26 protein-coding genes are annotated in these 24,350 nt (G+C 66.0%); 13 read left to right on the forward strand and 13 right to left on the reverse strand.

Going from position 1 to position 24,350, the window contains the following annotated elements:
• Positions 1-7: 7 nt before the first annotated feature.
• From ACTHQS_RS04275 to ACTHQS_RS04285, 3 genes are all read right to left on the reverse strand, one after another.
• A complete protein-coding gene (locus ACTHQS_RS04275) occupies positions 8-745 on the reverse strand; it encodes a flavodoxin family protein (RefSeq protein WP_440166348.1) in 738 nt (245 codons plus the stop codon).
• A gap of 44 nt (positions 746-789) precedes the next feature.
• Positions 790-1,398, reverse strand: coding sequence for an FABP family protein (locus ACTHQS_RS04280; RefSeq protein ID WP_142133067.1), 609 nt, complete (start codon positions 1,396-1,398; stop codon positions 790-792).
• Between the two features lie 173 nt (positions 1,399-1,571).
• Positions 1,572-2,339: a permease gene (locus ACTHQS_RS04285; protein WP_440166665.1), complete on the reverse strand. Its 768-nt coding sequence runs from the start codon at positions 2,337-2,339 to the stop codon at positions 1,572-1,574.
• A gap of 340 nt (positions 2,340-2,679) precedes the next feature.
• On the opposite strand from ACTHQS_RS04285, the gene ACTHQS_RS04290 reads away from it, so the two are divergent.
• The 11 genes from ACTHQS_RS04290 (at position 2,680) to asd (ending at position 12,809) form a co-directional block, all read left to right on the forward strand.
• Positions 2,680-3,378, forward strand: coding sequence for a winged helix-turn-helix transcriptional regulator (locus ACTHQS_RS04290; protein WP_159631339.1), 699 nt, complete (start codon positions 2,680-2,682; stop codon positions 3,376-3,378).
• A 33-nt stretch (positions 3,379-3,411) separates the two neighbouring features.
• Positions 3,412-4,380: a mycothiol synthase gene (gene mshD, locus ACTHQS_RS04295; RefSeq protein WP_440166351.1), complete on the forward strand. Its 969-nt coding sequence runs from the start codon at positions 3,412-3,414 to the stop codon at positions 4,378-4,380.
• A 129-nt stretch (positions 4,381-4,509) separates the two neighbouring features.
• A complete protein-coding gene (locus tag ACTHQS_RS04300) occupies positions 4,510-6,759 on the forward strand; it encodes an RNA degradosome polyphosphate kinase (RefSeq protein ID WP_440166353.1) in 2,250 nt (749 codons plus the stop codon).
• 9 nt (positions 6,760-6,768) lie between these two features.
• On the forward strand, positions 6,769-7,737 hold the full coding sequence (locus ACTHQS_RS04305) for an NUDIX hydrolase (protein WP_440166356.1): 969 nt from the start codon (positions 6,769-6,771) through the stop codon (positions 7,735-7,737).
• Between the two features lie 46 nt (positions 7,738-7,783).
• Positions 7,784-8,587, forward strand: coding sequence for a thymidylate synthase (locus tag ACTHQS_RS04310; RefSeq protein WP_440166358.1), 804 nt, complete (start codon positions 7,784-7,786; stop codon positions 8,585-8,587).
• Complete coding sequence (locus ACTHQS_RS04315) at positions 8,584-9,168, forward strand: dihydrofolate reductase (RefSeq protein WP_440166360.1); 585 nt, start codon at positions 8,584-8,586, stop codon at positions 9,166-9,168. The genes ACTHQS_RS04310 and ACTHQS_RS04315 overlap by 4 nt, the downstream gene beginning before the upstream one ends.
• A gap of 4 nt (positions 9,169-9,172) precedes the next feature.
• The gene (locus tag ACTHQS_RS04320; protein ID WP_018760496.1) at positions 9,173-9,391 is read left to right on the forward strand and encodes an NF038396 family protein; all 219 of its coding nucleotides are present in this window, start codon (positions 9,173-9,175) and stop codon (positions 9,389-9,391) included.
• Between the two features lie 120 nt (positions 9,392-9,511).
• A complete protein-coding gene (locus ACTHQS_RS04325) occupies positions 9,512-10,498 on the forward strand; it encodes a hypothetical protein (protein WP_440166362.1) in 987 nt (328 codons plus the stop codon).
• Between the two features lie 23 nt (positions 10,499-10,521).
• Positions 10,522-11,166, forward strand: coding sequence for a hypothetical protein (locus ACTHQS_RS04330; protein ID WP_440166364.1), 645 nt, complete (start codon positions 10,522-10,524; stop codon positions 11,164-11,166).
• Between the two features lie 2 nt (positions 11,167-11,168).
• Positions 11,169-11,585: a hypothetical protein gene (locus tag ACTHQS_RS04335; protein ID WP_440166366.1), complete on the forward strand. Its 417-nt coding sequence runs from the start codon at positions 11,169-11,171 to the stop codon at positions 11,583-11,585.
• 81 nt (positions 11,586-11,666) lie between these two features.
• Positions 11,667-12,809, forward strand: a complete 1,143-nt coding sequence (gene asd, locus ACTHQS_RS04340; protein WP_440166368.1) for an aspartate-semialdehyde dehydrogenase — start codon at positions 11,667-11,669, stop codon at positions 12,807-12,809.
• Between the two features lie 96 nt (positions 12,810-12,905).
• Here asd and ACTHQS_RS04345 read toward each other — a convergent pair whose 3' ends face one another.
• The 5 genes from ACTHQS_RS04345 to ACTHQS_RS04365 form a co-directional block, all read right to left on the reverse strand.
• The gene (locus ACTHQS_RS04345) at positions 12,906-13,670 is read right to left on the reverse strand and encodes a polysaccharide deacetylase family protein (RefSeq protein WP_440166370.1); all 765 of its coding nucleotides are present in this window, start codon (positions 13,668-13,670) and stop codon (positions 12,906-12,908) included.
• Positions 13,671-13,917: 247 nt separating this feature from the next.
• Positions 13,918-15,021, reverse strand: a complete 1,104-nt coding sequence (locus tag ACTHQS_RS04350; protein WP_440166372.1) for a winged helix DNA-binding domain-containing protein — start codon at positions 15,019-15,021, stop codon at positions 13,918-13,920.
• A 37-nt stretch (positions 15,022-15,058) separates the two neighbouring features.
• On the reverse strand, positions 15,059-16,126 hold the full coding sequence (locus ACTHQS_RS04355) for a UDP-N-acetylmuramate dehydrogenase (protein ID WP_440166374.1): 1,068 nt from the start codon (positions 16,124-16,126) through the stop codon (positions 15,059-15,061).
• Between the two features lie 121 nt (positions 16,127-16,247).
• Entirely contained in the window at positions 16,248-16,685 is a 438-nt protein-coding gene (locus ACTHQS_RS04360) for a MaoC family dehydratase (RefSeq protein WP_440166376.1), read from the reverse strand.
• A 2-nt stretch (positions 16,686-16,687) separates the two neighbouring features.
• On the reverse strand, positions 16,688-17,149 hold the full coding sequence (locus ACTHQS_RS04365; protein ID WP_440166378.1) for an FAS1-like dehydratase domain-containing protein: 462 nt from the start codon (positions 17,147-17,149) through the stop codon (positions 16,688-16,690).
• Positions 17,150-17,279: 130 nt separating this feature from the next.
• On the opposite strand from ACTHQS_RS04365, the gene ACTHQS_RS04370 reads away from it, so the two are divergent.
• Both ACTHQS_RS04370 and ACTHQS_RS04375 read left to right on the forward strand, forming a co-directional pair.
• The gene (locus tag ACTHQS_RS04370; protein WP_440166380.1) at positions 17,280-17,660 is read left to right on the forward strand and encodes an ArsR/SmtB family transcription factor; all 381 of its coding nucleotides are present in this window, start codon (positions 17,280-17,282) and stop codon (positions 17,658-17,660) included.
• On the forward strand, positions 17,657-19,345 hold the full coding sequence (locus tag ACTHQS_RS04375; RefSeq protein ID WP_440166383.1) for a SulP family inorganic anion transporter: 1,689 nt from the start codon (positions 17,657-17,659) through the stop codon (positions 19,343-19,345). The genes ACTHQS_RS04370 and ACTHQS_RS04375 overlap by 4 nt, the downstream gene beginning before the upstream one ends.
• Here ACTHQS_RS04375 and ACTHQS_RS04380 read toward each other — a convergent pair.
• The 5 genes from ACTHQS_RS04380 to ACTHQS_RS04400 all read right to left on the reverse strand — a co-directional run bounded on the left by ACTHQS_RS04380 (position 19,335) and on the right by ACTHQS_RS04400 (position 24,289).
• Complete coding sequence (locus tag ACTHQS_RS04380) at positions 19,335-19,559, reverse strand: DUF3188 domain-containing protein (RefSeq protein ID WP_440166385.1); 225 nt, start codon at positions 19,557-19,559, stop codon at positions 19,335-19,337. The genes ACTHQS_RS04375 and ACTHQS_RS04380 overlap by 11 nt on opposite strands.
• Positions 19,560-19,616: 57 nt before the next feature.
• Positions 19,617-20,555 carry a DUF2797 domain-containing protein gene (locus tag ACTHQS_RS04385; RefSeq protein ID WP_440166387.1) on the reverse strand — a complete coding sequence of 313 codons (939 nt, stop codon included), beginning with the start codon at positions 20,553-20,555 and terminating at the stop codon, positions 19,617-19,619.
• Positions 20,556-20,581: 26 nt separating this feature from the next.
• Positions 20,582-21,445, reverse strand: coding sequence for an HpcH/HpaI aldolase/citrate lyase family protein (locus tag ACTHQS_RS04390; RefSeq protein WP_440166389.1), 864 nt, complete (start codon positions 21,443-21,445; stop codon positions 20,582-20,584).
• Between the two features lie 125 nt (positions 21,446-21,570).
• Positions 21,571-22,512 carry an aldo/keto reductase gene (locus tag ACTHQS_RS04395; RefSeq protein ID WP_440166391.1) on the reverse strand — a complete coding sequence of 314 codons (942 nt, stop codon included), beginning with the start codon at positions 22,510-22,512 and terminating at the stop codon, positions 21,571-21,573.
• A 64-nt stretch (positions 22,513-22,576) separates the two neighbouring features.
• Positions 22,577-24,289, reverse strand: coding sequence for a glycoside hydrolase family 13 protein (locus tag ACTHQS_RS04400; RefSeq protein ID WP_440166393.1), 1,713 nt, complete (start codon positions 24,287-24,289; stop codon positions 22,577-22,579).
• Between the last annotated feature and the right edge of the window lie 61 nt (positions 24,290-24,350).

A 24,350-nucleotide genomic window follows, 5' to 3' on the forward strand; every position in this document is an offset into this window, starting at 1 on the left:
TTGGGGGTCAGCGGTATTCCGGGTTTTCAAAATCGAATCGTGTTCCGGCAGCCCATTCACCCGGCAGGTTTCCGTACGCGGGGTAGCCCCCGGCGTCCTTCAGCATCCGCGCCAGGTGCAGGAGGTTCCAGGTCATGAACGTGGTGTTCCGGTTGGTGAAGTCCGTCTCCGGGCCGCCAGAGCCTTCGTCCAGGTAACTCGGGCCGGGCCCTACGGGCCCGATCCATCCGGCGTCGGCCTGCGGGGGAATGCTGAACCCGATGTGCTGCAGGCTGTACAGGACGTTCATGGCGCAATGCTTGATTCCGTCCTCGTTTCCGGTGATCAGGCAGCCACCGACTTTCGGGTAAAACGCCCATTGGCCCTTGCTGTTGAGCTCACCGGAATGGGCGTAAAGGCGTTCGATCAGCTTCTTGGTCTGGGAGGAGTTGTCCCCCAGCCAGATGGGTCCGGCGACCACCACAATGTCGGCCGCCTGGACGGCGGGGTAAAGCTCGGGCCACGCGTCGGTGGCCGAGCCGTACTGGGTCATATCCGGGTAGACGCCGCTGGCGATGTCGTGGTCAACCGTGCGGATCACCGTGGTGCTGACGCCCTGTTTTTCCATGATCAGGCGGCTGATGCGGATCAGTCCGTCCGTGTTGGATGTCTGGGGCGACTTTTTCAGCGTGCCGTTGAAGAAGACAGCCTTCAGGTCGCTGTAACCCACCGCCGCCCCTGCTGTTTCCCGGGTACTTTCTTCCACGGTGCCGCTCCCCTTTTTCGTGGGTCGGGAGACCCTCTTTTTGGTCAGGAAACCCGGTGCAGGAACGCGGAGGCGTGCGCCTCCAGGCCCTTCCCTGCCTCGCCGCCAGTGGCAACGTCCCACCGCCACAAAAGGTTGCCGTCCACCAGGCCGAAAATGCGGGTGGCCGCGCTGTAGTCCTTCGAGTGGCTGCCGCGCATCACCATGTCGGTGGTCAGCTGGATCTGGGGGCCCTTGATCTGGCCGTAGTACAGCTCAGAGATTCCGCCGGGGTGCGAGATGGACACGGAGATGTCGAATCCGCCGTCCTTGTTGCGCAGCGCTTCAACCTCGTCGGCACTCTTCAGCACCGGCACGATATCCGCAGGCACCAGCCCGGGACCGCCGTCAGCATCAAGCTGCTTGCGCTCCAGCGCCCAGAAGCCCGTCTCGACGGTAAGGGGCCGCAGGCGCGTTCCCTCGTCGTCGGTCAGCCAGCTTTCGGCACGGTACTGCAGGTACGGCAGGCCGTTGTGGGTGAAGGAAACGTGCTGCAGGAAGTGTTCGGAATCCTCATCGCCGCTGCCCAGCCGGCCACGGCCCTCCCACTCACCAATGAGCCAGGAAAGGGGGACCAGTTCGGGGGTCAGGTCTGTAGGAATCTCAATAGGCATTGGTATTACCTCCAGAAACGGCCGGTCCTGGTAAAGGGGTGGCTACTTCTGGCCCTTGAAGAGGCGGTAGACCACGAAGCCGGCGAACCAGGCCATGGACACGCTCGCGAGGCCGAGCAGGACAAGGAAGAAGATTTCAAAAGCAAGTACGGACATGGTGCCATCCTAACCCGTTAGTAGATGAGTAGTTTGTCTATGAAGTACGCGAGGGATCCGACGGCCGAAACAGGGGCAAGGCCCATGCCCAGCGCCGCCGGGATGTTCAGTGGAGCGCCGCGGAGCGTGGCCAGCCGCCTGAAGCTCGCAAGGACGGCACCCACAACCACACCGAAGACGGCGGCCGGCAGGACGGCGATGTCCGACAGGACCAGCCCCGCGAGCGGACCGGCCAGGCCTGCAAGCACCACACCCAGCGGAGCAACGATGCTGTCCGGCCAGCGGATGAGCCCGGCCAGCAGGGCCACCGCCGCGCTGATGGCCGCCACCAGGAGCATCTCGCGGACACCGTTGAAACGGGAGCCTGCAATCCAGCCGGCGCCGAGGCAGGACAGCAGGACACCGGCGCAGCAGCCCAGGGTGGACTCCAGCCGCTGCGCCTGCCCGGTGCCGCGGATCAGCTGCACCACGAAGACGGCCATCATTCCCAGTGCAACGAAGGCCGGCGTCCAGTCCAGGTATCCGGGAGCCGGCGCCAGGGCGGCCGCCACTGCGGCGCCTGCACCCGGCAGGGCGATGACGGCGGCCAGGGTCTTCTTGGCGGGAATGCGCAGGAAGTGCGGCCAGCCGATACCCACCGCTGCGGCAACCAGGATGCCCACCACCACGAGTGCCTCCGGGGAGGCGTACACCCCCGCGATGATGGCAATGAGGCCGGCGATCCCGACGACGCCGACGGTCCAGGAGCCAAGCGACCGCACGGGTGCCTGCAGTTCCGGCGTCATGCGGGGCCCGGCCTGTGCTTCGTCGGTGCACTCACTGCGCTGTTTTCCCATCCTGGCGATCGGCCGGAAGGCTGGTCAGCCCCCTCATGGCAGGGCGGGTCCGCCCTGGTCCAATCCTGCCTTATATGAACTGGATATGTCGCAAAATGCGTCTGTCCACGTCCCGGATCTGTGGCGTGGAAGGGGCTGCCGGGTATACTCAAGGTTCAGCTACGCTCCCTGCTGAGGTGGCTGGCCGGCGGCATGCTGACGGACCAAAACCTCCTGCAGGAAGCCAGTACCGGCCGGTGAGAATCCGGTTCAGTCGCCCAACGATGCGCGGACGGCCCTTGGAGGAACAATGTCGCACATCCTGTTACTGACCAACAGCACCGGTTCTTCGGTGGACATCCTGCCTGCCCTTGAGCTGCTGAACCACAGGGTCCATATCCTCCCCGCCGAGCCGACGGCCCTCCTCGAAACAGACCCCTGCGACATTGTCCTGCTCGACGCGCGCAAGGACCTGGTGGGGGCCCGCTCCCTCACCCAGCTCCTGAAAGCCACTGGCCTCAGCGCCCCGCTCGTGCTGATCCTCACTGAGGGCGGCATGGCGGCGGTGTCCTCCGCCTGGGCAGTTGACGACATCGTCCTTGATTCCGCCGGGCCCGCCGAGGTGGAGGCCCGCATCCGGCTGTCCGTTGCCCGGGCGGTGCCCGAGCAGGAAGACACGCCGAGCGAGATCCGTGCCGCCGGCGTCGTCATCGATGAGGCAAGCTACACCGCCCGGGTCAACGGGGCCCCGCTGAACCTGACCTTCAAGGAGTTCGAACTCCTGAAATACCTGGCGCAGCATCCCGGCCGCGTTTTCACCCGGCAGCAATTGCTGACCGAGGTCTGGGGCTACGACTACTACGGCGGCACACGCACGGTGGATGTCCACGTCCGGCGGCTTCGTGCCAAGCTCGGCGCGGACCACGAGAACCTGATCAGCACCGTCAGGAACGTGGGCTACCGCCTCACCCTGGTCCGGCAGCAGGAAGATGAACTCACCGAGGCCTGAGCCTGGACCGGCGCCGGCATATAGCCTTGGCTCATGACTCCAGCGCATCCGCAGAAGTGGCCCGTCCATGTCGTCCGGGGCGGAGTGGACCAGCAACTGCTGAAAGACTGCCGCGACCTTTTGGCCGCGGCTGAGGAATCGGACGGCAATCCCTCTGTTTCCGAGCAAACCCTGGTGACCATGCGCGCCGGGGATTCAGGGGAGCACAGCCTGCTGACGCTGGCCCTCTACGCGCCGGACGAGGACTCCGACCCGGTAACCGGCCAGGATCTGGCGGGCTTCGCCGTCGTGGTTGAAGAGCCGGACGGAACCGGCATCCTGGAAATCGCCGTCCATCCCTCCTACCGGAACCAGGGTGTGGCGGACCGGCTGGTGGGCGCGCTAAAGGAAGTCCGCGGCTTTGACGGGCTCAACGCGTGGTCCCACGGCAACCACGAGGCCGCGGCCGACCTTGCTGCCCGCTACGGGTACGCGCCGGTGCGCGAGTTGTGGAAGATGCGGATGACGACGGCGGGCGCGGACCTGCCCGACGCCGGCCTTCCGGACGGGGTGGCCATCCGCGCCTTCGTGCCGGGCAAGGATGAGGAAGCCTGGCTGGCCGCCAACCGGGCGGCCTTCGCCCACCACCCTGAGCAGGGCAGCCTCACCAGGACCGACCTCGAGGCGCGCATGGCGGAGGACTGGTTCGACCCGTCCGGTTTCCTCCTGGCGGAAGACCGGGACGGGCGCCTGCTGGGGTACCACTGGACCAAGGTCCACCCCCGCCACGGCGAGCACCCTGCCATCGGCGAGGTTTACGTGGTGGGCGTGACACCGGAGGCACAGGGCACGGGGCTGGGCAAGGCTTTGACCATTGCCGGCATCAAGCACCTTCGGGACGCGGGACTGAACGGCGTGATGCTCTACGTGGATGCGGACAACGCCCCGGCCGTTGCCCTGTACCGCCGGCTCGGCTTCGCCCGCTGGGACATGGACGTCATGTACGGCCCCGCCGGCGGGTAGGCAGGGCGGGAACCAATCCCTGGCGCGGCGTAAAACAAAGGCGGTGGGGCGGTTGAATGCTTGTAAGGTTGAAATGGAGCCGCGCGGGGCGGAAGCGCCGGCACTGGAGCGCCAGCTAGAGGAGAAGCCATGAACCCGGAACCGTCCGGAACAGCCACGTCCCAGGATGTTGCGGTGCCTGTCCGGGCCCGCTTCGGCTCCTCCGAGGTGCCGGCATCACGGGCCACCCAGGACCGGATCGACATCCCTGAATTCGCGCCGAACCTGCAGCCGGAAGGCGACATCAGGCCTGACCGGTTCCTTGACCGCGAACTGAGCTGGCTTGCCTTCAACTCCCGCGTCCTGGAACTGGCGGAAGATTCCACCCTCCACCTGCTGGAGCGGGTCAGCTTCCTGTCCATCTTCGCCTCCAACCTGGACGAGTTCTTCATGGTCCGCGTGGCCGGCCTCAAGCGCCGCATCGCCACCGGACTTGCCGTCCCCTCCCCGGCCGGCCTCAGCCCGGTCGAGGTCCTGGAGCGGATCAGCGAGGAAGCCCACCGGCTCCAGCAGCGGCATGCGCAGGTTTTTGCCGAGCAGATCCGCCCCGCCCTGGCCTATGAGCACATCCACGTCATGCAGTGGGGGGAACTGGACGACGCCGCCCAGCAGCAGCTCAGCGTCATGTTCGCGGAAAAAGTCTTCCCCATCCTCACGCCCCTTGCCGTGGATCCGGCCCACCCGTTCCCGTACATCTCGGGTCTGTCGCTGAACCTCGCCGTGGTGGTCCGGAACCCGGTCAGCGACAAGGAACTCTTCGCCCGCGTCAAGGTCCCGGACCAGCTGCCGCGGCTGATCTCCATCGACGGCCCCCGCGCCGGTGCGGTACCGGGCCGGGTGGCACGGTTCATTGCGCTCGAGGAAGTCATCGCCGTCCACCTGGACAAACTGTTCCCGGGCATGGAGGTCCTGGAGCACCACACTTTCCGCGTCACGCGCAACGAGGACGTGGAGGTCGAAGAGGACGACGCCGAGAACCTCCTGCAGGCACTCGAGAAGGAACTCCTGCGCCGCCGGTTCGGGCCGCCCGTCAGGCTGGAAGTCACCAACGACATCAACCCCAACATCCGGGCGCTGCTGATCCGTGAGCTGGGCGTCGAAGAGTCCGAGGTGTACTCGGTGCCGGCGCCGCTGGATATGCGGGGCCTGTCCGTCATTGCCGGTATCGACCGGGCGGACCTGCACTACCCCAAGCACGTTCCGCATACCTCGCGGTACCTGAACGAGTCCGAAACATCCAAGGCCGCCAACGTCTTTGCTGCCATGCGGCGCCGGGACATCCTGCTGCACCACCCGTACGATTCGTTCTCCACCTCTGTTCAGGCGTTCCTGGAGCAGGCTGCGTCGGACCCGAAGGTCCAGGCCATCAAGCAGACCCTCTACCGCACCTCCGGTGACTCCCCCATTGTGGACGCCCTGATCGATGCCGCCGAGGCCGGCAAGCAGGTCCTGGCCCTGGTGGAAATCAAGGCAAGGTTCGATGAGCAGGCCAACATCTCCTGGGCCCGCAAACTGGAACAGGCCGGCGTGCACGTGGTGTACGGAATCGTGGGCCTGAAGACGCACTGCAAGCTTTCGCTGGTGGTGCGGCAGGAAGTGGACGGGCTGCGCCGCTACTGCCACATCGGCACAGGCAACTACCATCCGCGCACCGCACGGTATTACGAGGACCTGGGCCTGCTGACTGCCAATGACCAGGTGGGCGAGGACCTTTCCAAGCTGTTCAACCAGCTTTCCGGCTACGCCCCCAAGTCGACGTTCAAGCGGCTCCTGGTGGCGCCCCGCTCCGTGCGGTCCGGCCTCATCGACCGGATCGAGACGGAGATCCGCAACGCCCGGGCAGGTGTGCCGGGCCATGTGCAGATCAAGGTGAACTCGATGGTGGACGAAGCCATCATCGACTCCCTGTACCGCGCATCCCAGGCGGGCGTGAAGGTAGACGTGGTGGTCCGCGGCATCTGCTCGCTGCGCCCCGGCGTTCCCGGCCTGAGCGACAACATCACGGTGCGTTCCATCCTGGGCCGGTTCCTTGAACACTCGCGGGTGTTCGCCTTTGCCAACGGCGGGGACCCCGTGGTGTACATCGGATCCGCGGACATGATGCACCGGAACCTGGACCGCCGGGTGGAGGCGCTGGTGCAGCTGAGCAGCCCGGACGACATCACCTACGTCCTTGACCTCCTGCGCCGCTACATGGACCCGGAAACCTCCAGCTGGCACCTGGACAACGAGGGCCGCTGGATCCGGCACCACCTGTCCGAGGACGGGAAGCCGCTTGAAGACGTCCAGTCCTGGCTGTTGGCGTCCCGGCCGCGGCAACGCAGCCTGAGCCGGCGATAGGCAGCCGCGTTGTCGAGCGATGCACTCGTAGCCGACCAGACTGACCACCCGGGGGAACCGGTAGCCGTCACCGCTGCGGGCGCCATCCCCTGGCGCGCCGGCAGGGACGGCCTGGAGGTCCTGCTGATCCACCGGCCCCGTTATGACGATTGGTCCTGGCCCAAGGGAAAAATCGACGCCGGCGAAACCGTCCCGGAATGCGCCCTCCGTGAGGTGTGGGAGGAGATCGGGCTCAAAGCGCCGCTGGGCATACCGCTGCCGCCCATCCACTACCACGTGGCCTCTGGCCTCAAGGTGGTCCATTACTGGGCGGTCAAGGTCAACGGCGAGACCCTGGTTCCGGACGGCAAGGAGGTGGACAGCGTGATGTGGTGTGCCCCCGAAAAGGCCGCCCGCCTGCTGTCCAACCCGTCCGACGTCGTACCTCTTGAATACCTGCGCGACGCGCATGAACGCGGCGGGCTGGACACGTGGCCCCTGCTGGTGCTCCGCCATGCCAAGGCCAAGCCGCGTGCGTCCTGGAGCAAGGCCGAGGGTGAGCGTCCACTGGCGGCCACCGGATCCCGCCAGGCCCAGGCTGTGGGGCGGCTCCTGCAGGCATGGAAGCCGATGCGGGTTGTCACCAGCCCCTGGTTGCGCTGCGTTGCCACCGTTGCCCCGTACGCGCGGGCCACGGGCGCCAAGGTGAAGCTGGCGGAAGGCCTGACCGAGCACAAGCACCAGCGCAGTCCGAAAAAGACCGCAGCCGTCATCGAATCCCTTGTCGACAAGCAACGGGCCGTGGTGGTCTGCACCCACCGGCCCGCCCTGCCCACAGTGCTCAAGCAATTGGCTACCCACATGCCACCACACCTGGCAAAGCTCCTGCCCGCCCGCGAGCCGTTCCTGTCTCCGGGCGAGGTGGTGGTCTGCCATGTGGCCAACAGCGGTAAGAAACAGGTCGTAGCGGTAGAGCAGTTCAAGCCCTTCGATGACTGACCCGGCCCTCCCACGAGTCAAGAGGCATTCAAAGTAGACTTGGGGCGTGAGCATTCCAACGCCTTATGAAGACCTCCTGCGCGATGTCCTGGCCACCGGCACCCATAAATCGGACCGCACGGGCACCGGAACCACCAGCGTTTTCGGGCGCCAGATCCGCTTTGACCTTTCACGGAGCTTCCCGCTGATCACCACCAAGCGGGTCCATTTCAAGTCCGTGGCAGTAGAGCTCCTGTGGTTCCTGCGGGGCGAGACCAACATCAAGTGGATGACGGACCAGGGCGTCACCATCTGGAACGAGTGGGCGGATGAGGACGGCGACCTGGGCCCCGTCTACGGCGTGCAGTGGCGCAGCTGGCCCACCCCGGACGGCGGCCACATCGACCAGATCGCCGAACTTATCGAAAACCTGAAGTCCAATCCTGACTCGCGCCGGCACATCGTGTCTGCGTGGAACGTCTCCGAGCTCAACGACATGGCGCTCCCTCCCTGCCACGCGTTCTTCCAGTTCTACGTGGCAAACGGCAAGCTCTCCTGCCAGCTCTACCAACGCTCCGCTGACATGTTCCTGGGCGTCCCCTTCAACATCGCCTCGTACGCACTTCTTACCTGCATGGTCGCCCAGCAGGTGGGCCTTGAACCCGGCGAATTCGTGTGGACCGGCGGGGACGTGCACATCTACGAGAACCACATGGACCAGGTCCTCAAACAGCTGGAACGGGAGCCGTACGAGTACCCGCGGCTGAAGATCACCCGCAAGCCGGCCTCGATTTTCGACTACACGCTGGAGGACTTCGACGTGGTGGGCTACCAGCACCACCCCACGATCAAGGCGCCGATCGCTGTATGAGCACCGAAAATTTCACGGATCCGCAGTCCTTTACGGAGGAACTGGCCGAGTCGATCACCGGTGTTGGGCTGGTGTGGGCGCAGACGTCCGACGGCGTCATCGGCAAGGACGGAGACATGCCCTGGCACCTGCCGGAGGACCTCAAGCACTTCACCCGGCTGACCACCGGCCACCCGGTGATCATGGGCCGCAAGACCTGGCTGTCCTTCCCGGACAAGTACCGGCCCCTGCCCGGCCGCACCAACATCGTCATTACCCGGCAGAAAGCCTGGGCCGACACGCCCGAGGCGGAGGGCGCCGTCGTGGTTCCCTCCCTGGATGACGCGCTCCTTGAGTCGCAGTTCGTCGACGGCGGCGAAACCGTCTGGATCCTCGGCGGCGGCGATGTCTTCCGCCAGTCGACCGACCTCGCCAACGTTGCGGTGGTCACCACCATTGACGTGAAGGCCGACGGCGACACGTTCGCCCCCGAGCTTGGCACCAGTTGGGAGGCCACCGCCTCCGTCCCGCCGGATGGCTGGCTCACGGCCGCCAACGGCACACGCTACCGATTCACCAAATGGTCACGGACCGAGGGCTAGGAAAATGCTGAAGAAACCGGAAACCCTGTTCGTCCTGGGCTACATGTTGCTGCCCCTCCTGGCGCTGCTGTCCGCGATCGTAGGGTTGACCATGATCCTGGGCGGCAACAAGATCGCCGGGGCCATCGTCCTGGTGGTGGTCACACAGGTGTTCACCTTCGGGGCGTTTTTCGCACTGCGCGCGCGGAAGGCCGCGGTGCTGGAGCAGTCGGACCAAAGCTAAAACCCGGGACTGCTGCTGTTTGCATGGGGAGACCGCCCCATCGCGGGCGGCACGCTCCTGCCCTAGGCTGGTGCACGCAGCACTCTGGGGGCTGTTGGATGAATATTGGGGGGAATCCTGGTGGCAGGTACTTTGTGGGGCGCCGACGTCGAGCAACTGCGGACCCTCGCGCAGCAGTTCAGCAAGACGGCGGACCTGCTGCAGCAGCAGTCCACGCAGCTGAGCAGCCAGATCAACAACAACCCGGCCTGGAAAGGCGCAGACGCCCAGCGGTTCCGGTCTGACTGGAACAGCAGCCACCGCACGCTTCTTCAGCAAACTGTCTCGCGGCTCCAGCAGGAATCAAAGGTGCTGCTCAGGAACGCTGATGAGCAGGAGAAGGCCAGCACCAAAGGCTCGGGCTCCGGCGCCGGTGGCGGACCTGGCACCGGTTCGCCTGTCGGAAACAACGGCCCGCGCCCGGCAATCCCGGGGCAGGGCAGCAACGATCCCTGGGGCCCGGACTGGCTCACGAACCCCAATTCTCCTTTCCGCAGCGGCTGGGACATTTACAACCTCACCAAGGCGCTGCCGAATCTGCGGGCAGGACTGTTCGATCTTCCCCATTTCATCAGCAAGGCAGACAACGTGGCCGAGTTCTTGTTCTCCAAGGACTTCCGGAATGTCGCGAAGGCGTTCCAGGACTCAAACATGCTGAGCCAGTATTTCAACACCTCTTCCGAGTTGTTCGACGGCAGGTGGGACACGGCCCTGAACCTCGCCGAGGGCGGCAAGGCGGCCAAGTTCTTCGAATTCGGCGGTAAAGCCCTGGGCGGAATCGGAGTTGGCCTTGATGTGCTGGACACCGTCAACAACATCAAGGAAGGCGATGCCGGTGCTGCCGTTTACTCCGGTATCAAGGCCGGCCTGGGAGTAGCCAGTTTCGCTCCCCCGCCTGTAGGAACTGCGGCGATGGTGGCGTCCGGAGCGCTGGCCATCTATGACAATGTTCCGATAGTCAAGGAAACAGTCAATGCCATCGGCGGATCCATCGCCGATGGTGCCGGGGAAGCCTGGGAAGGCGCTGGGGATGCCGCTGAAAAAGTCGGCGACTTCTTTGGATTCTGAGCCCACAATGAGAGGTACTGACGATGACTGAGACAACAACGGAAGCCCCCTCGATGCCGGATGCCATCGGATATGGCTTTGCCGAGATGGTTACCCTTGCAAGCCTCCAGGGCGGGGACGCTGCCGTGCTCAGCGCTGAAGCACTGAGGGTGGACGGCTATCTGAACAACACGGACATGGTGAGCGCGGGCGCTTCGTCACTGGTGGCCCGGGGCTTGGCCAAAGCCGAAAGTGACGGGCTCCTCTCTGTGTCAGGACCAACTGCCGCCGTGGCTGCCCTTCTCTCCTCCGCCAGCCGCCGGATGGAGATTTCCCTGCTGACGGCAGAGGGTGGCGACAGCGTCATTGGCATGGAAGGCGGGGACATTAATCTGCTGTTCCAGCCCAGGGCCTACTTCACTTGGTGGGCCATGGCGCAGCGGCCCGATGTTACAGCCGCCGAGGCCAATTTCATGGTGATCAAGCAGCATCTGCGCGATAACCCCCAAGGCGGCGCCACACTCCGCCGCCGCGAAGATCCCAAGGGGCAGACACTGTACGTGAAGAACGGCGGCGACCAATCCTGGACGATCGGCATCTCCACACCCCGGCAGACAGACGTCACTGAAACCAGCGGCGTAGACGACACCGCTCTTCTTGGCCACATCCGAACCATCCGGCAGGACTGACTGTGACATTCGACCGCGACCGTGAACGCCGCAATGATGAGGTTTATGCCGAGCACAAGGCCGCTCTTGCCCGGGGTGAGAAGCGCGTTCTGCGCAGGACCAGTACAGGGGAACTGCACAGCTATCCCGGCGAAGAGATCGGTTTTTCTCCCGGGCGCGGACACGTGCAGGTGCGGTCGTGGTGGGGCATGGGAATCCTCGCTGCCGTCATGGTGGTCCTGGTCATTCTTTCCCTGGTGATACTGGTGCGTCCTTTACCTGATGGTGGCCAGCCGTTCTGGGGCGCCTTGGTCCTCACCGCGTTCAGCATTTTTGGAGCCTGGTATACCTTCAGCATGGCGAGGGATGAATACCGGGCCAAGAAACTGCGCAAGGAACGGCACGTACCGGAACCTGGAGCAGGACACGTCAGCGAATGAACCGCACGGCGGGCATGAGGTACACGCGGGGCGTGACGTAACCGACTGCGCCCTTCCGGATGCGAAGTCTAAACTAGTCGAATGACTACAGCAGCTACCCCTTCCGTCGGCTTGGTCGGATGGCGCGGCATGGTCGGTTCCGTCCTGATGCAGCGCATGCAGGACGAGGGCGACTTCGCCAACATCAACCCGGTGTTCTTCTCCACCTCCAACGCGGGAGGTGCCGCGCCGTCTATTGCTGGAACAGCAGGAGGCAGTGCCGGCAAGCTCGAGAACGCGTTCGACCTCGACACCCTGGCCAAGCTGCCCATTATCGTCACCGCGCAGGGCGGCGACTACACCAAGCAGGTTCACGGCGACCTCCGCAGCCGCGGCTGGGACGGCCTCTGGATCGACGCAGCCTCCACCCTGCGGATGAATGACGACTCGATCATCGTGCTGGACCCCATCAACCGCGATGTCATCGACAAGGGCCTGGTCAACGGCACCAAGGACTTCATCGGCGGCAACTGCACCGTCTCCTGCATGCTCATGGGCCTCGGCGGCCTGTTCAAGAACGGCCTGGTGGAGTGGGGAACCTCCATGACCTACCAGGCTGCCTCCGGCGGCGGCGCCCGGCACATGCGCGAACTGCTCAGCCAGTTCGGCACGCTCAACGCCGAGGTCAGCACGGAACTGGACGACCCGGCGTCGGCCATCCTGGAGATCGACCGCAAGGTCCTGGCCCACCAGCGCACCGACATCGACGCCACCCAGTTCGGCGTCCCCCTGGCCGGCTCCCTGATCCCCTGGATCGACGCGGACCTGGGCAACGGGCAGTCCAAGGAAGAGTGGAAGGCCGGGGTGGAAACCAACAAGATCCTGGGCACCACGGACGAAAACCGGGTGATCATGGACGGCCTCTGCGTCCGCATCGGTGCCATGCGCTCCCACTCCCAGGCCCTGACGCTGAAGCTGCGCGAGGACCTGTCGGTAGCCGAGATCGAGAAGCTGCTGGACGAGGACAACCAGTGGGCCAAGGTGGTTCCCAACACCAAGGAAGCCTCCATGGCCGAGCTCACCCCGGTGGCCGCTTCCGGCACCCTGGACATCCCGGTGGGCCGCATCCGCAAGATGGAGATGGGCCCGCAGTACATCAGCGCGTTCACGGTCGGCGACCAGCTGCTGTGGGGTGCCGCCGAGCCGCTGCGCCGCATGCTCAACATCGCCACGGGGCAGCTGTAGCCCCGATAGCTGCCTGACGAGCGGCCCGACCTGTATAAAGCAGTGCTTATGCAGGTCGGGCCGCTCTTTTAGTTACCCCGGATTCGCCAGGGTCCCTTATGGTGCGTTCACTGAGGCCTGGGCGTTGGCGCCCTGGCGGACAGTAACCATGGGCAGGCCGCTGTCCTTCACTGCCGCCATATGGGCATCGAGCACGGCAGTGCGCGTATGGTAAATGTCCTGCCCGATACTCACCCCCACCTCGTGGTAGACCAATACCAGCCACGTGTTGTTTGCTTTCGCGGAGCTGATCCAGCCCTTGACCGTGGCGGTGGTGGTGCTGGAGTCGACGTTCTGCACCAGGATGTTGTAGGGGTTGAAACCGGCCCGGGCATTGAAGCCGTCGTCGGTGTTGCGCTGGGTTGCATAATACTTCTGGACGGCCGCAGTGGTGGTCGCGTTATAGGCCCCAAAGGGGGAGGCGAAATCCAGCGCCGCGGACGGACCGAACATCTGTTGCAGAGTGGCCTTGCTTTGGGCAAGCTCTTTTTCGAGTTGGGCGGCTTTAAGTTTGGTCAGGTCAGGGTGGGTGACTGTGTGGGACGCGATCTCGTCGCCCCGGTCTGCGAAGGCCTGTATTTGGGCCTGCGTCATGTAGTCGGGCGTGTTGATCGATCCCGAGAGGACGTACAGCGTGGCCGGAACCCCGTACTTCTTCAGGATGGGCAGCGCGTTGTTGTACTGGCTGGCCCAGCCATCGTCAAAGGTCACACTCACCATCGCGTCTGCGGCATGGGCGGCAGGGGCGACCGAAAGCAAAGCGGCGCCGAGTGCCAGGGTGACGGAGGCCCCTATTACCCGGATTCGGTTCATAATGTTCATCTTGTCCTCGACCCTAACGTCGTGGTTCCTGCTCTGGGGAGAGTCCTGCCTGTTCAAGCAGGCAGCGTCTTCAAGTGGGCGCCGTCGCCCATTGTCTCTGCAAGCTCGGCAGCTCACGCTCGCGCAATGAAGACACGGTAAACCCGCCTGACCCGTACGGCCAGAGTGGCCACTACGCGAATTGCTGTCGCCCACTACTCGCCCCCAGCCAGCCATCCGCTGCGAGGCGAAAGCGCCTGGACCCTTGTCAGCCGCCGAGAAAGGCAAGGTAGCGTTTGGCGGTGCGTGCAACAGCCGCCTCGGCTGCTGCCGTGACGGGCTTGGTGTCGCCGAAGAGTTCGGGTACGACGACGGCATGCGGCCCCCTGCCCTGCAGCGCCCAGGTGCCAATCACCTTCCCCGCGGCAACCACCGTCTTTTTGAAGACACCGTTGCCACCGGGAACGATCAGGTCGGAGTGCTCCGGTGCCAGGACCAGGCTGCGGTCCGTGTAGCCGAGGACGAATTCATCGAAACCGGGCAGCAGGTGAAGGGACCGCGCACCTGGCACCCTGGAGTCCAGGAGGGCCACGACGTCCGGGGACAGCCAATAGCTGGTTCCCCCGAACGCCAGCTCCACCAGCCCGTGCCGGACGTTCTCAAACGCCCTCCGCGCCTCCGTCAGGGGCAGCTGCGTCCACCAGGCGAAGTCGCGGAGGGTGGCAGGCCCGTGGCTGCGGAAGTAGCGCAGCAGGAACTCGGCGAGGGCTTCCTCCCGTTCCAGGCTCCGGGACGAGGGTATCCATTCGTCGAATGCCGCGATCAGCTGCTGGTTTCCGGCAAGGGGCCCCAGCACCAGCCATCCGTGCCGGCAGAGCGAACCCAGGAGATGGATGCCGCGCTGGCCCTGCGTGGGCTGGCCTCCGTGGTCGAACACCTTGAACAGCCCGGAACGGCTGATGGGACCGTCAGCCAGGATGCGGTCCAGGGCCAGGTCGCGTGCCTTCTCCACATCCGCCCAGCTGATGTCCAACTGCCGGTGGCGCGCCGCGATGCTCCTGGTGAGCCGTTCAGCCGTGAGGTCCAGCATCCAGCGCAAGTCTTCGGGAGCGGCCAAATGCAGGGTCCCGCGCATGGGCCATGACCGCACCACCGTTCCTGCATCAATGGCAGCCCGCACCTGGGAAAGTCCCGCCCCAGGCACGCGGACGCCCACCGCCCACAGCGCCGCGGGCAGGTCCTGGGCCTGCATGGCGGTCATCCAGCGGACCAGCTCCGGCACGGAGGTGGCCTCCATCCCGGCAAGCCGCTGGGACGCCAGCCGGAGCCTGCCGATCATCCTGCCGTCGCGCAGGGCACCAGATGCAGCCATGCGCCCATCCTAGGCCCGGCGCGGCCTGCCGGGACGATTAAAGTTCGAGGCCGATGAGCAGCGGCTCCGGGTTCAGCGAAATGCCGAAGCGGCGTTCGACGCCGGCGCGCACCTCCCGTGCAATGGCCACCATGTCGGCGGCGCTGGCGGAGCCTCGGTTGGTAATGGCCAGGGTGTGCTTGGTGGACAGCGACGCCCGGCCGCCGGCCACGCCGTCCGCTTCCAGGCCGAAGCCCTTCCCGAAGCCTGCCTGGTCGATCAGCCACGCCGCAGACAGTTTCACCAGTCCATCCTGCCCTGCCGGGTAACGGGGTGCGGTCTCCGGCAGCTTGCCCGCCACCTCAGCCGGCACGATGGGGTTGGTGAAGAAGGAACCTGTGGAGTAGGTGTCCCGGTCCGCACTGTCCCACACCATCCCCTTGGAGGCACGCAGGCGGAGCACTTCGCGGCGGACGTCATTGGCGTAGGCGCGCTGGCCAACTTCCACGCTGAGGGCCCGGGCCAGCTCGGCGTAACGGATCGGCGCGCTCATCCGCCCCAGCGGCAGCTGGAACTCGACGGTGAGGACCACATACCGGGGCGAGCCGTTGACCGTAGTCTGCTTGAGGATGGAGTCCCGGTAGCCGAACTTCAACTCCGAATTGGTGAAGGTCTGTACAGCATTCCGCTCACGGTCCCAGGTGCGGACGGCCGCGATGGTCTGGGAAACATCGGCCCCGTACGCACCCACGTTCTGGACAGGCGTGGCACCGGTAGACCCGGGGATGCCGGACAACGCCTCGATTCCGGACCAGGCGTGGCGTACCGCGTGCTCCACCAGCCTGTCCCAGTTGTGGCCGGCCTGCACCACCACCGCCACTCCCCCGCACGAGTCCTCGGCGTTGACCGTGAACCCCTCGGAGGCGATCCTGATGACGGTCCCGGGGAACCCGTCGTCGGAAACCAGGAGGTTGGACCCGCCGCCGACAATCAGGACCTGTTCCCCCGCGGCATCCGCCGACCGGACGGCGTCGATGATCTCCGCCTCGGTGCGGGCCTCGACGTACTTGCCGGCAGGGCCTCCGACGGCGGATGTGGTCAGGGAGGAAAGAAGCGTGGGAGTCACCCGACAACAATACTAGGGAAACCTGGTTGGGCTTCCGGGCCACCGGGCGACAGCACGAAGCTCACCGCGGGCATCACCATCACGGCCAGGAGCGAATCCAGGATGCCCGCAGCGTGGCCGGCTAGGACAACTTGACGAGGGCCTGGGCCTTCATCAGGACCTTTTGCCCGGCGGAGACCACGGTAAGGTCCACGCGGGCGGTGCCGGCCTCGGCGTCGAGCTTTCCAATGGTGCCGCTGACCTCGATGGTGGCGCCGGGCTCATCGGTTCCGGTGGTGTCCGTGACCAGGACCGGCTTGGTGAAACGGGTCTGGAAGTCGACGACGGCGGCCGGGTCGCCTGCCCAGTCAGTCACCAGCTGGACGGCCGAGCCCATGGTGAACATGCCGTGCGCGATGACGCCGGGCAGTTCCACGCCGGTGGCGAAGGCTTCGTTCCAGTGGATGGGGTTGAAGTCGCCGGAGGCGCCGGCGTACTTGACCAGGTCGGTGCGGGTGACCTCGACGGTGCGCCTGCCGATTTCCTGTCCGGCGCTGAGTTCGTTGAAGCTGGGGCTCATGGTTACTGTCCCTCTCCGCGGACCAGGATGGATGACGTGGTGGTGGTGACGGGTTCCCGCGCGTCGCCGGCACCGAGGGCGAGGATCTCCGAGCGGGTGGTGATCATGGCGCCGCCGCCCATGGCGCGGACGCCGTCGACATGCAGTTCGGCGACAAGCCGGTCGCCGGCAACGATGGGCCGGTGGTGCGTGAAGCGTTGGTCGGCATGGACCACGCGGGAGAAGTCGATGCCGGCTTCCGGATCCTCGATGAGCTGGGCGTCGGCGCGCTGGGCAATGATGATGGCGAAAGTGGGCGGTGCCACCAGATCGGAGTGGCCCAGGGCCTTTGCTGCGTCCACGTCAAAGTGCGCAGGGTGGGTGGCCTTTACTGCGCGCGCGAACTCGCGTATTTTTTCGCGGCCGACGTCGTACACCTCTGCGGCAGGGTAGCTGCGGCCCTGCAGGTCCGGATTGATAGTCATGGATTCCAGCCTATCGCTGCCACCCCCTTCAAAAGGCGCAGGGCGCAATGATATGATGGATTCATCATTCCATCAATCCGCTGCCCGCGGTCATTCCGGGCGGCCATCGCGCACAGGAGCGCTCCGTCTGATGCTGTCTTCCGCCCAAGCCCCGCTCTACGAGATCAAAGCGAACCTGTTCAAGGGGCTGGCCCACCCTGCCAGGATCCGGATCCTTGAACTGCTGGCCGCGGCGCCGCAGGAGTCTGCGCCGGTGAGCTACCTCCTGGCAGAAACCGGGCTGGAGGCCTCCCACCTTTCCCAGCACCTGGCCACCCTGCGGAAGCACAAGGTGGTGACCTCGGTACGCAGTGCCAACGCGGTGACGTACCAACTCGCCCACCCGGGGGTGTCGCAGCTGCTGGCCATTGCCCGGACCTTCCTCCTGGACAGCCTGGCTGGCTCCAACGAGCAGCTCCGGCTTGCGCAGCAGCTCCCGGCGGACCACCTGGCCGGCGGGTCGGCCTCGTGACCGCGAATACTGTCGCTGCCTCCGGCACGGCCCCCAGGGGGCTCACCCGGTTCCTTCCGTCCCGGAAGGATTACGCCGGGCTCGCCGCCACGTGGCGCACCGACCTGCTGGCCGGGATCACCGTGGGCATTGTGGCGTTGCCGCTGGCCCTGGCGTTCGGCGTCAGCTCCGGGGTGGGCGCCGAAGCAGGCCTCATCACGGCGATCGTGGCCGGCATGGTGGCGGCCGTCATGGGCGGGTCCCCCGTGCAGGTGTCCGGGCCCACGGGCGCCATGGTGGTGGTGCTGGCACCCGTGGTGGCGGTCCACGGTGTCGGGAGCGTTGCCCTTTTGTCATTGATGGCAGGGCTGCTGGTCTGCGCCCTCGGCTTCAGTGGCCTGGGCCGGGCCGTGGCCTTCATTCCCTGGCCGGTGGTTGAGGGCTTCACGCTGGGAATCGCCGCCATCATCTTCCTCCAGCAGGTTCCGCTGGCCACGGGAACGTCAGGCACCCCGGGGCACAACACCCTCCTGGCCGCGGTGGAGGCGGCAGCGGGCTCCGCCGCTCCGACGGTCCTGCTGACGCTCGCGCTCGTGGCGGGAGTCGCCGTCGTGATGGTCCTGGTGCAGAAGCTGTTCCGCGCCGTTCCAGCCAGCCTGCTGGCGGTCCTCCTAGCGACGGCCGCTGCCGAAATCCTGCAGCTGGACGTCCCGCGGATCGGTGCACTGCCGCATTCCCTTCCGGCGCCGGCCCTCCCCGCTTTCGATCTTTCCTCCCTGGGCAGCCTGGTGATGCCCGCCGTGGCTGTCGCCGTCCTGGCTGCCATTGAGTCACTGCTCTCGGCGCGGGTGGCCGCCGGGATGGCCGGGCCGGACGGCAGGCCGACCGGCGCCTACAGCCCCGACCGCGAGCTGATGGGACAAGGTCTGGCTTCCATCGCCGCCGGCCTGTTCGGCGGGATGCCCGCCACCGGTGCGATTGCGCGGACGGCGGTGAACGTGCGTTCCGGGGCGAGGACCCGCCTGGCCGCAGCTGTGCACGCCGTCGTACTGCTGGGCATCACCTATCTGGCGTCCGGAATGGTCAGCCGCATCCCGCTGGCAGCACTTGGCGGGGTCCTGATGGTCACTGCGGTGCGAATGGTCTCGCAGCGCACCATCACCGCCATCCTGCGTTCCACGCGGGCAGATGCCGCTGTTTTCGTGCTCACGGCGGTCATTACCGTGGCATTCGACCTCATCGTTGCCATCCAGATTGGACTGGCCGCGGCAGCCCTCTTCGCCCTGCGGACCTTCGCCTCCCTGAGCGGCGTCCAGCGCGAGGGTATTCCGGGTCCCCCGGTGGAAGGAGACGAACACATCGCGCTCTTCCGGCTGGATGGGGCGATGTTCTTTGGCGCCGCCGAACGCATCCTCCAGGAGATCAGCCAGGTCAAGGACGTTCAGGTGGCCATCATCAGGTTGTCCCAGCTGCGGATGCTCGACGCCACCGGTGCCCACGCCCTGGTGGAGGTGATTTCCGCGCTGGAGCTGCGCGGCATCACCGTTTTGCTCAAGGGCGTCCGGCCGGACCATCTTGACCTGGTGACCAACGTGGGCGTGATCCGTTCCCTGCGGCACCACAAGCACCTGTTTGAGGAATTGCCGGATGCCGTTGACCACGCCCGCAGCCACGTCCTGCGGAACGCGGCGGCAGCTAGCGCTTGAGGTTCCTGCGGATCGCCTGGCCGCGGACCACGATGCCCACGACATGGAGGACCAGCCCCAGCCCGATGAGGGGAAGGGAAGCCATGGCCAGTGCTTGGTTGCCGCTGGTGTTGCCCACCAGGTTAAGGATGATGCCGACGGCGATCAGTCCCATCGCGCTGAAGACCAGGACTTTGTAGCGGGTGGGCGCGGTGGCCCAGAATTCGTTCAGCACCGTCCAAGTCTACCGAGTCCGCAGCCACCCCGGCGGCCTGGGCCGTGACCCCGACGTTCAGAACAAGGGTTCCTGTACTGCCGGCACCTCCGAGGCGTACTCCCCCAGCACGACGGTCCGGGCGGCCAGCCGGGACAGGTTGACCACGAATTCGGCGTCCGTGCCGTCCAGCCGCGCCAGCGCGTTGGCCCCGCCCAGGGCTGCGATGCTGAAGCCGTGCTGTCCCTGGTCCAGCGCGTGCGGGTAGGCGTGGCGCGGCGTCCTTCCGTAAAGGGGTTCAGCATGCGCGGGCCGCAGCCACTGCTCCTCCACAGCCTGGAAGCCGTCGACGGCGGTGCGCGCCAGCAGGGCCTGCACGTCACCGGCCGCGCGGGCATTGACGGCGTCCAGCGCCTTGGCCGGGAGCGGCTGCAGCAGCGCCTCCGCCTTTGCTGCAGAGCGCACCTGCTGCGTCAGCCCAACCCCGGCAGTTACCAGGTCCTCGAGGACCCGCACCACACGGCCATCCTCCGCCCTCGCAACGTACCTCGCCACTGCGGCCCCCTGCTCCGCCAAACGGTTCCACTTCCGTGGGCCGGAGGCCGTTCCCACCTTGGTGGCGCCTCCCGCGAACGTGGCCACGTAGAGCCAGTGTTCCTGCATCAGGTAGTCCCGCAGGCCAGGGGTTACCCTGCCGCCGCGGTGGAAGTCGTGCATCAGGCGGGACTCGTCCAGCACGAAGCACCGCTCGCATTGCTTGCCCCGAAGCGCCGGGGCGGCCGAGCCGCACAGGATGTGGCGGCGGGAGCCTGCTGACTGGACCTGGACGTGGCCCAAGCAGAACCTTCCGGGTTCCACCACCTTGAAGCCGAGCCGGCTGCCCGCCCTGAGGCTGATCTCCAGGAAGTCCCCCTCGGGTGACTGGAGGCGCAGGACCGGGCCGCCGTCGTCCGTTGGCGTTGAAGCAGGCGGACCATCCCAAAAGACCCCGTGGACCAGATAGCGGGTATCGGTCACGGGGTCTCCTGAAGTGGTGGGTGGCGCTACAGCGCGGGCTGCACCCCAAAGGCTACCGCGAGCTTCATGATCTTTTCGGCGCGGCCCAGGCGGGGCAGGTCGGAGCCGTCACGGATAACGCGGCCGTTTGCCTCGAAGTCGTTCATGAAGTCGGTGGCCCAGGCGACGTCCGACGGCGTGGGGCTGATGACTTCGTTAATCACCGGGGTCTGGTCGATGGCCAGGCAGAGCTTGCCGGTCATGCCCATCATCACCGTGATGCCGGTCTGCTCGCGCAGGATGGGGTGGTTGGTACCGACGGTGGGGCCGTCGATGGGGCCGGGCAGGTTGCCCACGCGGCTGGCGACGACGAGCTTGGCGCGCGGGTAGGCCATGGCTTCCGGGGTGGCGGCCATGCCGGTGTCGCGGCGGAAGTCACCGGAGCCGAAGGCCAGGCGGAACGCGCCCTGGGCCTTGGCGATGTGGTTGGCTTCCTCGATGCCCAAGGCGGATTCCACCAGCGGAATGACGGGCGTCTTGCCGTCCATGCGGTGGTAGCTCTCGGTCACCTGGTCCGCGGACTCGGTCTTGGCGAGCATCACGCCGAGCAGTCCCGGGGTGCCGCGCAGGCCGGCAAGGTCATCGGCCCAGAACGGGCTGGTGGCGTCGTTGATCCGGACCCAGGCCTTGCCGCCGGACGTCAGCCAGTCGATGACGTTGTTCCGGGCCTGGTCCTTCTGCGAGGGGTCCACCGCATCTTCGATATCCAGGATGATCGAATCGGCGCGGGACACGGCCGACTGGTCGAAGAGCTCCGGCTTCATGGCATTGACCAGCAGCCAGGAACGGGCGATCTCTGCGGGGATATTGCGTTCCGGCCTAACGGTTTCGGCGGCGATGGTAGACGTCATGCTTTCTACAGTATCCGGCCCGCGAGCGGCACGGCGAAGAAAACGGCCCGCTTGTGAGGATCAATACGAACTAAACGGGTTGTGACCGGCCTGGTGCGGAAAGTAGCTGGCAGCAGTTGGGAGGCTCAGGGGATGTTGCTGCCCCGTGCGGTGACCCAGAGTTTGTACCAGTCGGCACGGGTGAGGGCCCCTGCCACCCGCGCCGCGTCGCCGCAGGCCCGGATCCGGTCGGGATTGGCCGTGCCGATGACCGGCGCGATCCCAGCCGGATGCTTCATCAGCCATCCCAGGAGGACGGCCTCGCCGGACGTTCCGTACTGGCCCGCAAGCTGCGCCACGAGTTCCGCGGTGGCGGCCCGGGCTGATGTGGGGCTTTCCGGTTCAGCGCCGGTGTAGGCGCCGCGGGCCAGGGAGCCGTACGCCTGCAACGTGATGCTGTTGCGCGTGCAGTACTCCAGCGTGCCGTGCGGAAAGCTGTAGTCCAGGTGTTCCGGATGGTTGACCAGGACCTGGCTCTCCAGCCACGCCCGCTTGAGCAGGCTCATCTCCAGCTGGTTGGCCACCACGGGGGTCTCCAGCCGGTCCTGAAGCACTTCGATCTGCGCGGCGGACATGTTGGACACACCCAGCTGCCGGACCTTGCCTTCGGCCATGAGCTGCCCGACGGCGGCCCCCACCTCCGCAGGGTCCGCCAGGGGGTCCGGGCGGTGGAGCAGGAGGATGTCCACATAGTCGGTGCGGAGCCGTTCGAGGCTGCCGTTTACGCGTTCCAGGATGGCATCCCGGCTCAGGTCGTAGTGCGTCTGCAGGCCGCGCTCGTTCAGCCGGATGCCGCACTTGGTCTGCAGCCGGATCCGCTCCCGCAGGCCCTGCGTACCGGCCAGCACTTCACCGAACACGGCCTCGGACTTGCCGCCGCGGTAGATGTCCGCATGGTCGAACAAGGTAGTGCCCACGTCCAGGGCGGCCTGGACGGCAGCAGCGGCCTGCTCCACATGGTGGGTGCCATGGGGTTCCTCAGACCAACTGCCGCCCAGCCCCATGCAGCCGTAAATGACTTCCTGCATCAGCCCCGGCCGCCCGTCCGGACAGCCTGCTTCGGCAGTGCCCGGGCGTCCGCGGGATCCAGGATCAGCGCAGCCATGCGGTGGTGTTGGCCGGCAGCTTGCCGTCCTCCAACGGGGCGCTGCTGACCAGGACCGTGCCGGCGGGAAGGTCCACGGCGGTGTTCCCGAAGTTGGTCACGGACTGCCACCCGTTGGGGCGCTTGAAGTGCAGGACGTCCGGGTTGCCGCTCTCCATCCACTCCAGCTCTTCACCGGTGAGCAGTTCGCGGCGCAGCTTCAGGGCCTTGCGGTAGAGCTCCAGCGTGGATCCCTCGGTTCCGTCCTGGGCCTCGACGGCGTACTTGCTGAACCAATCGGGCTGCGGCAGGTGGGACCCGCCGTCGCCGAAGCCGAAGGACGTACCTTCCACCTTCCAGGGCAGTGGGACCCGGCAGCCGTCGCGGCCGATCTCCACGCCCTTGTTACGGAAGAAGGACGGGTCCTGGCGTTCCGACTCGGGAATCTCGGCCACTTCCTGCAGGCCCAGCTCCTCGCCCTGGTAGAGGTACGCGGAGCCGGGAACAGCCAGCATCAGCAGAGTGGCGGCGCGGGCGCGCCGTTCACCGAGCTCGACGTCCAACTGGTCCTTGGGGCCGCCGGCGAGCAGCCAGTCCTTGCCGTCCTGGCCCTTGGCGCCGGCCTTTTCCTTGGCTACCTGCGGCAGGCCATAGCGGGTGGCGTGCCGCACCACGTCGTGGTTTGAGAACACCCAGGTGGAGGAGGCGCCGGTGGCCGCGGCCTCGGCGAGGTTGCGGGTGATGATTTCCTTGTATTCGGCGGCGTCAAAATCAGCCTGAAGGAGGTCGAAGTTGAACGCCTGGCCGAGGCCCTGGGGGCTGGCGTAGCGGGCACGCCGGGTGGCGTGCACCCAGGCTTCGGCGACGGCGGTGCGCGGCGGGTTGTACTCGTTGAAGACCTCGCGCCATTCGGCGTAAATCTCGTGCACTTCGTCGCGGTCCCAGAACGGGTGCGTGCCGTCGTCAAATCCGTCAACGCCGGTGTTGGCGGCGCTCAGTTCAAGCTTGGAGAGCAGCGGCTCGGTGAGGTCCTTGGTGAGGGCGTGTGCCACGTCAACGCGGAAACCGTCCACTCCGCGGTCGGACCAGAAACGCAGGGTCTTGAGGAAGTCGTCGCGGATTTCGCGGTTGGACCAGTTCAGGTCCGGCTGTTCCTTGGCGAAGATGTGCATGTACCACTGGCCGGGGGTGCCGTCGGGTTCGGTGATGCGCTCCCACGCCGGGCCGCCAAACACCGAGTCCCAGTCCGACGGCGGGAACTCACCGTTGGGGCCTTTGCCGTCCCTGAAGATGTAGCGGTCGCGGGCCGGGGAGCCCTTGGGGGACGCAAGCGCCTCCTGGAACCACTTGTGGCGGTCGGAGGAATGGTTGGGGACGATGTCCGCGATCAGTTTGATGCCGGCTTCGTGCAGTGCCTTGGCCATCTCGTCAAAGTCAGCCAGGGTACCCAGCTTGGGGTCGACGTCCCGGTAGTCGTCCACGTCGTAGCCGCCGTCGGCGAGCGCGGACGGGTAGAACGGGCTCAGCCACACGGCGTCGATGCCCAGCGTCTTGAGGTACGGGACCTTGGCGGTGATGCCCTTCAGGTCGCCGATGCCGTCGCCATTGGAGTCGGCAAAGCTGCGGGGGTAGATCTGGTAGACGGAGGCCTGGCGCCACCAGTTGGGGTCGGCCAGACGGTCAGAGTCGGACAGGGTTGCCAGAGTGGCGGTGGTGGACAAGGACTGACCCTTTTCTTCAGTGCGGCTATATTTATATTGAGTCTAAATTTACTTCCTCAAG

The sequence above is a fragment of the Arthrobacter sp. SAFR-044 genome (assembly GCF_051965175.1).
In the GTDB taxonomy this organism is placed as follows: Bacteria; Actinomycetota; Actinomycetes; order Actinomycetales; family Micrococcaceae; genus Arthrobacter.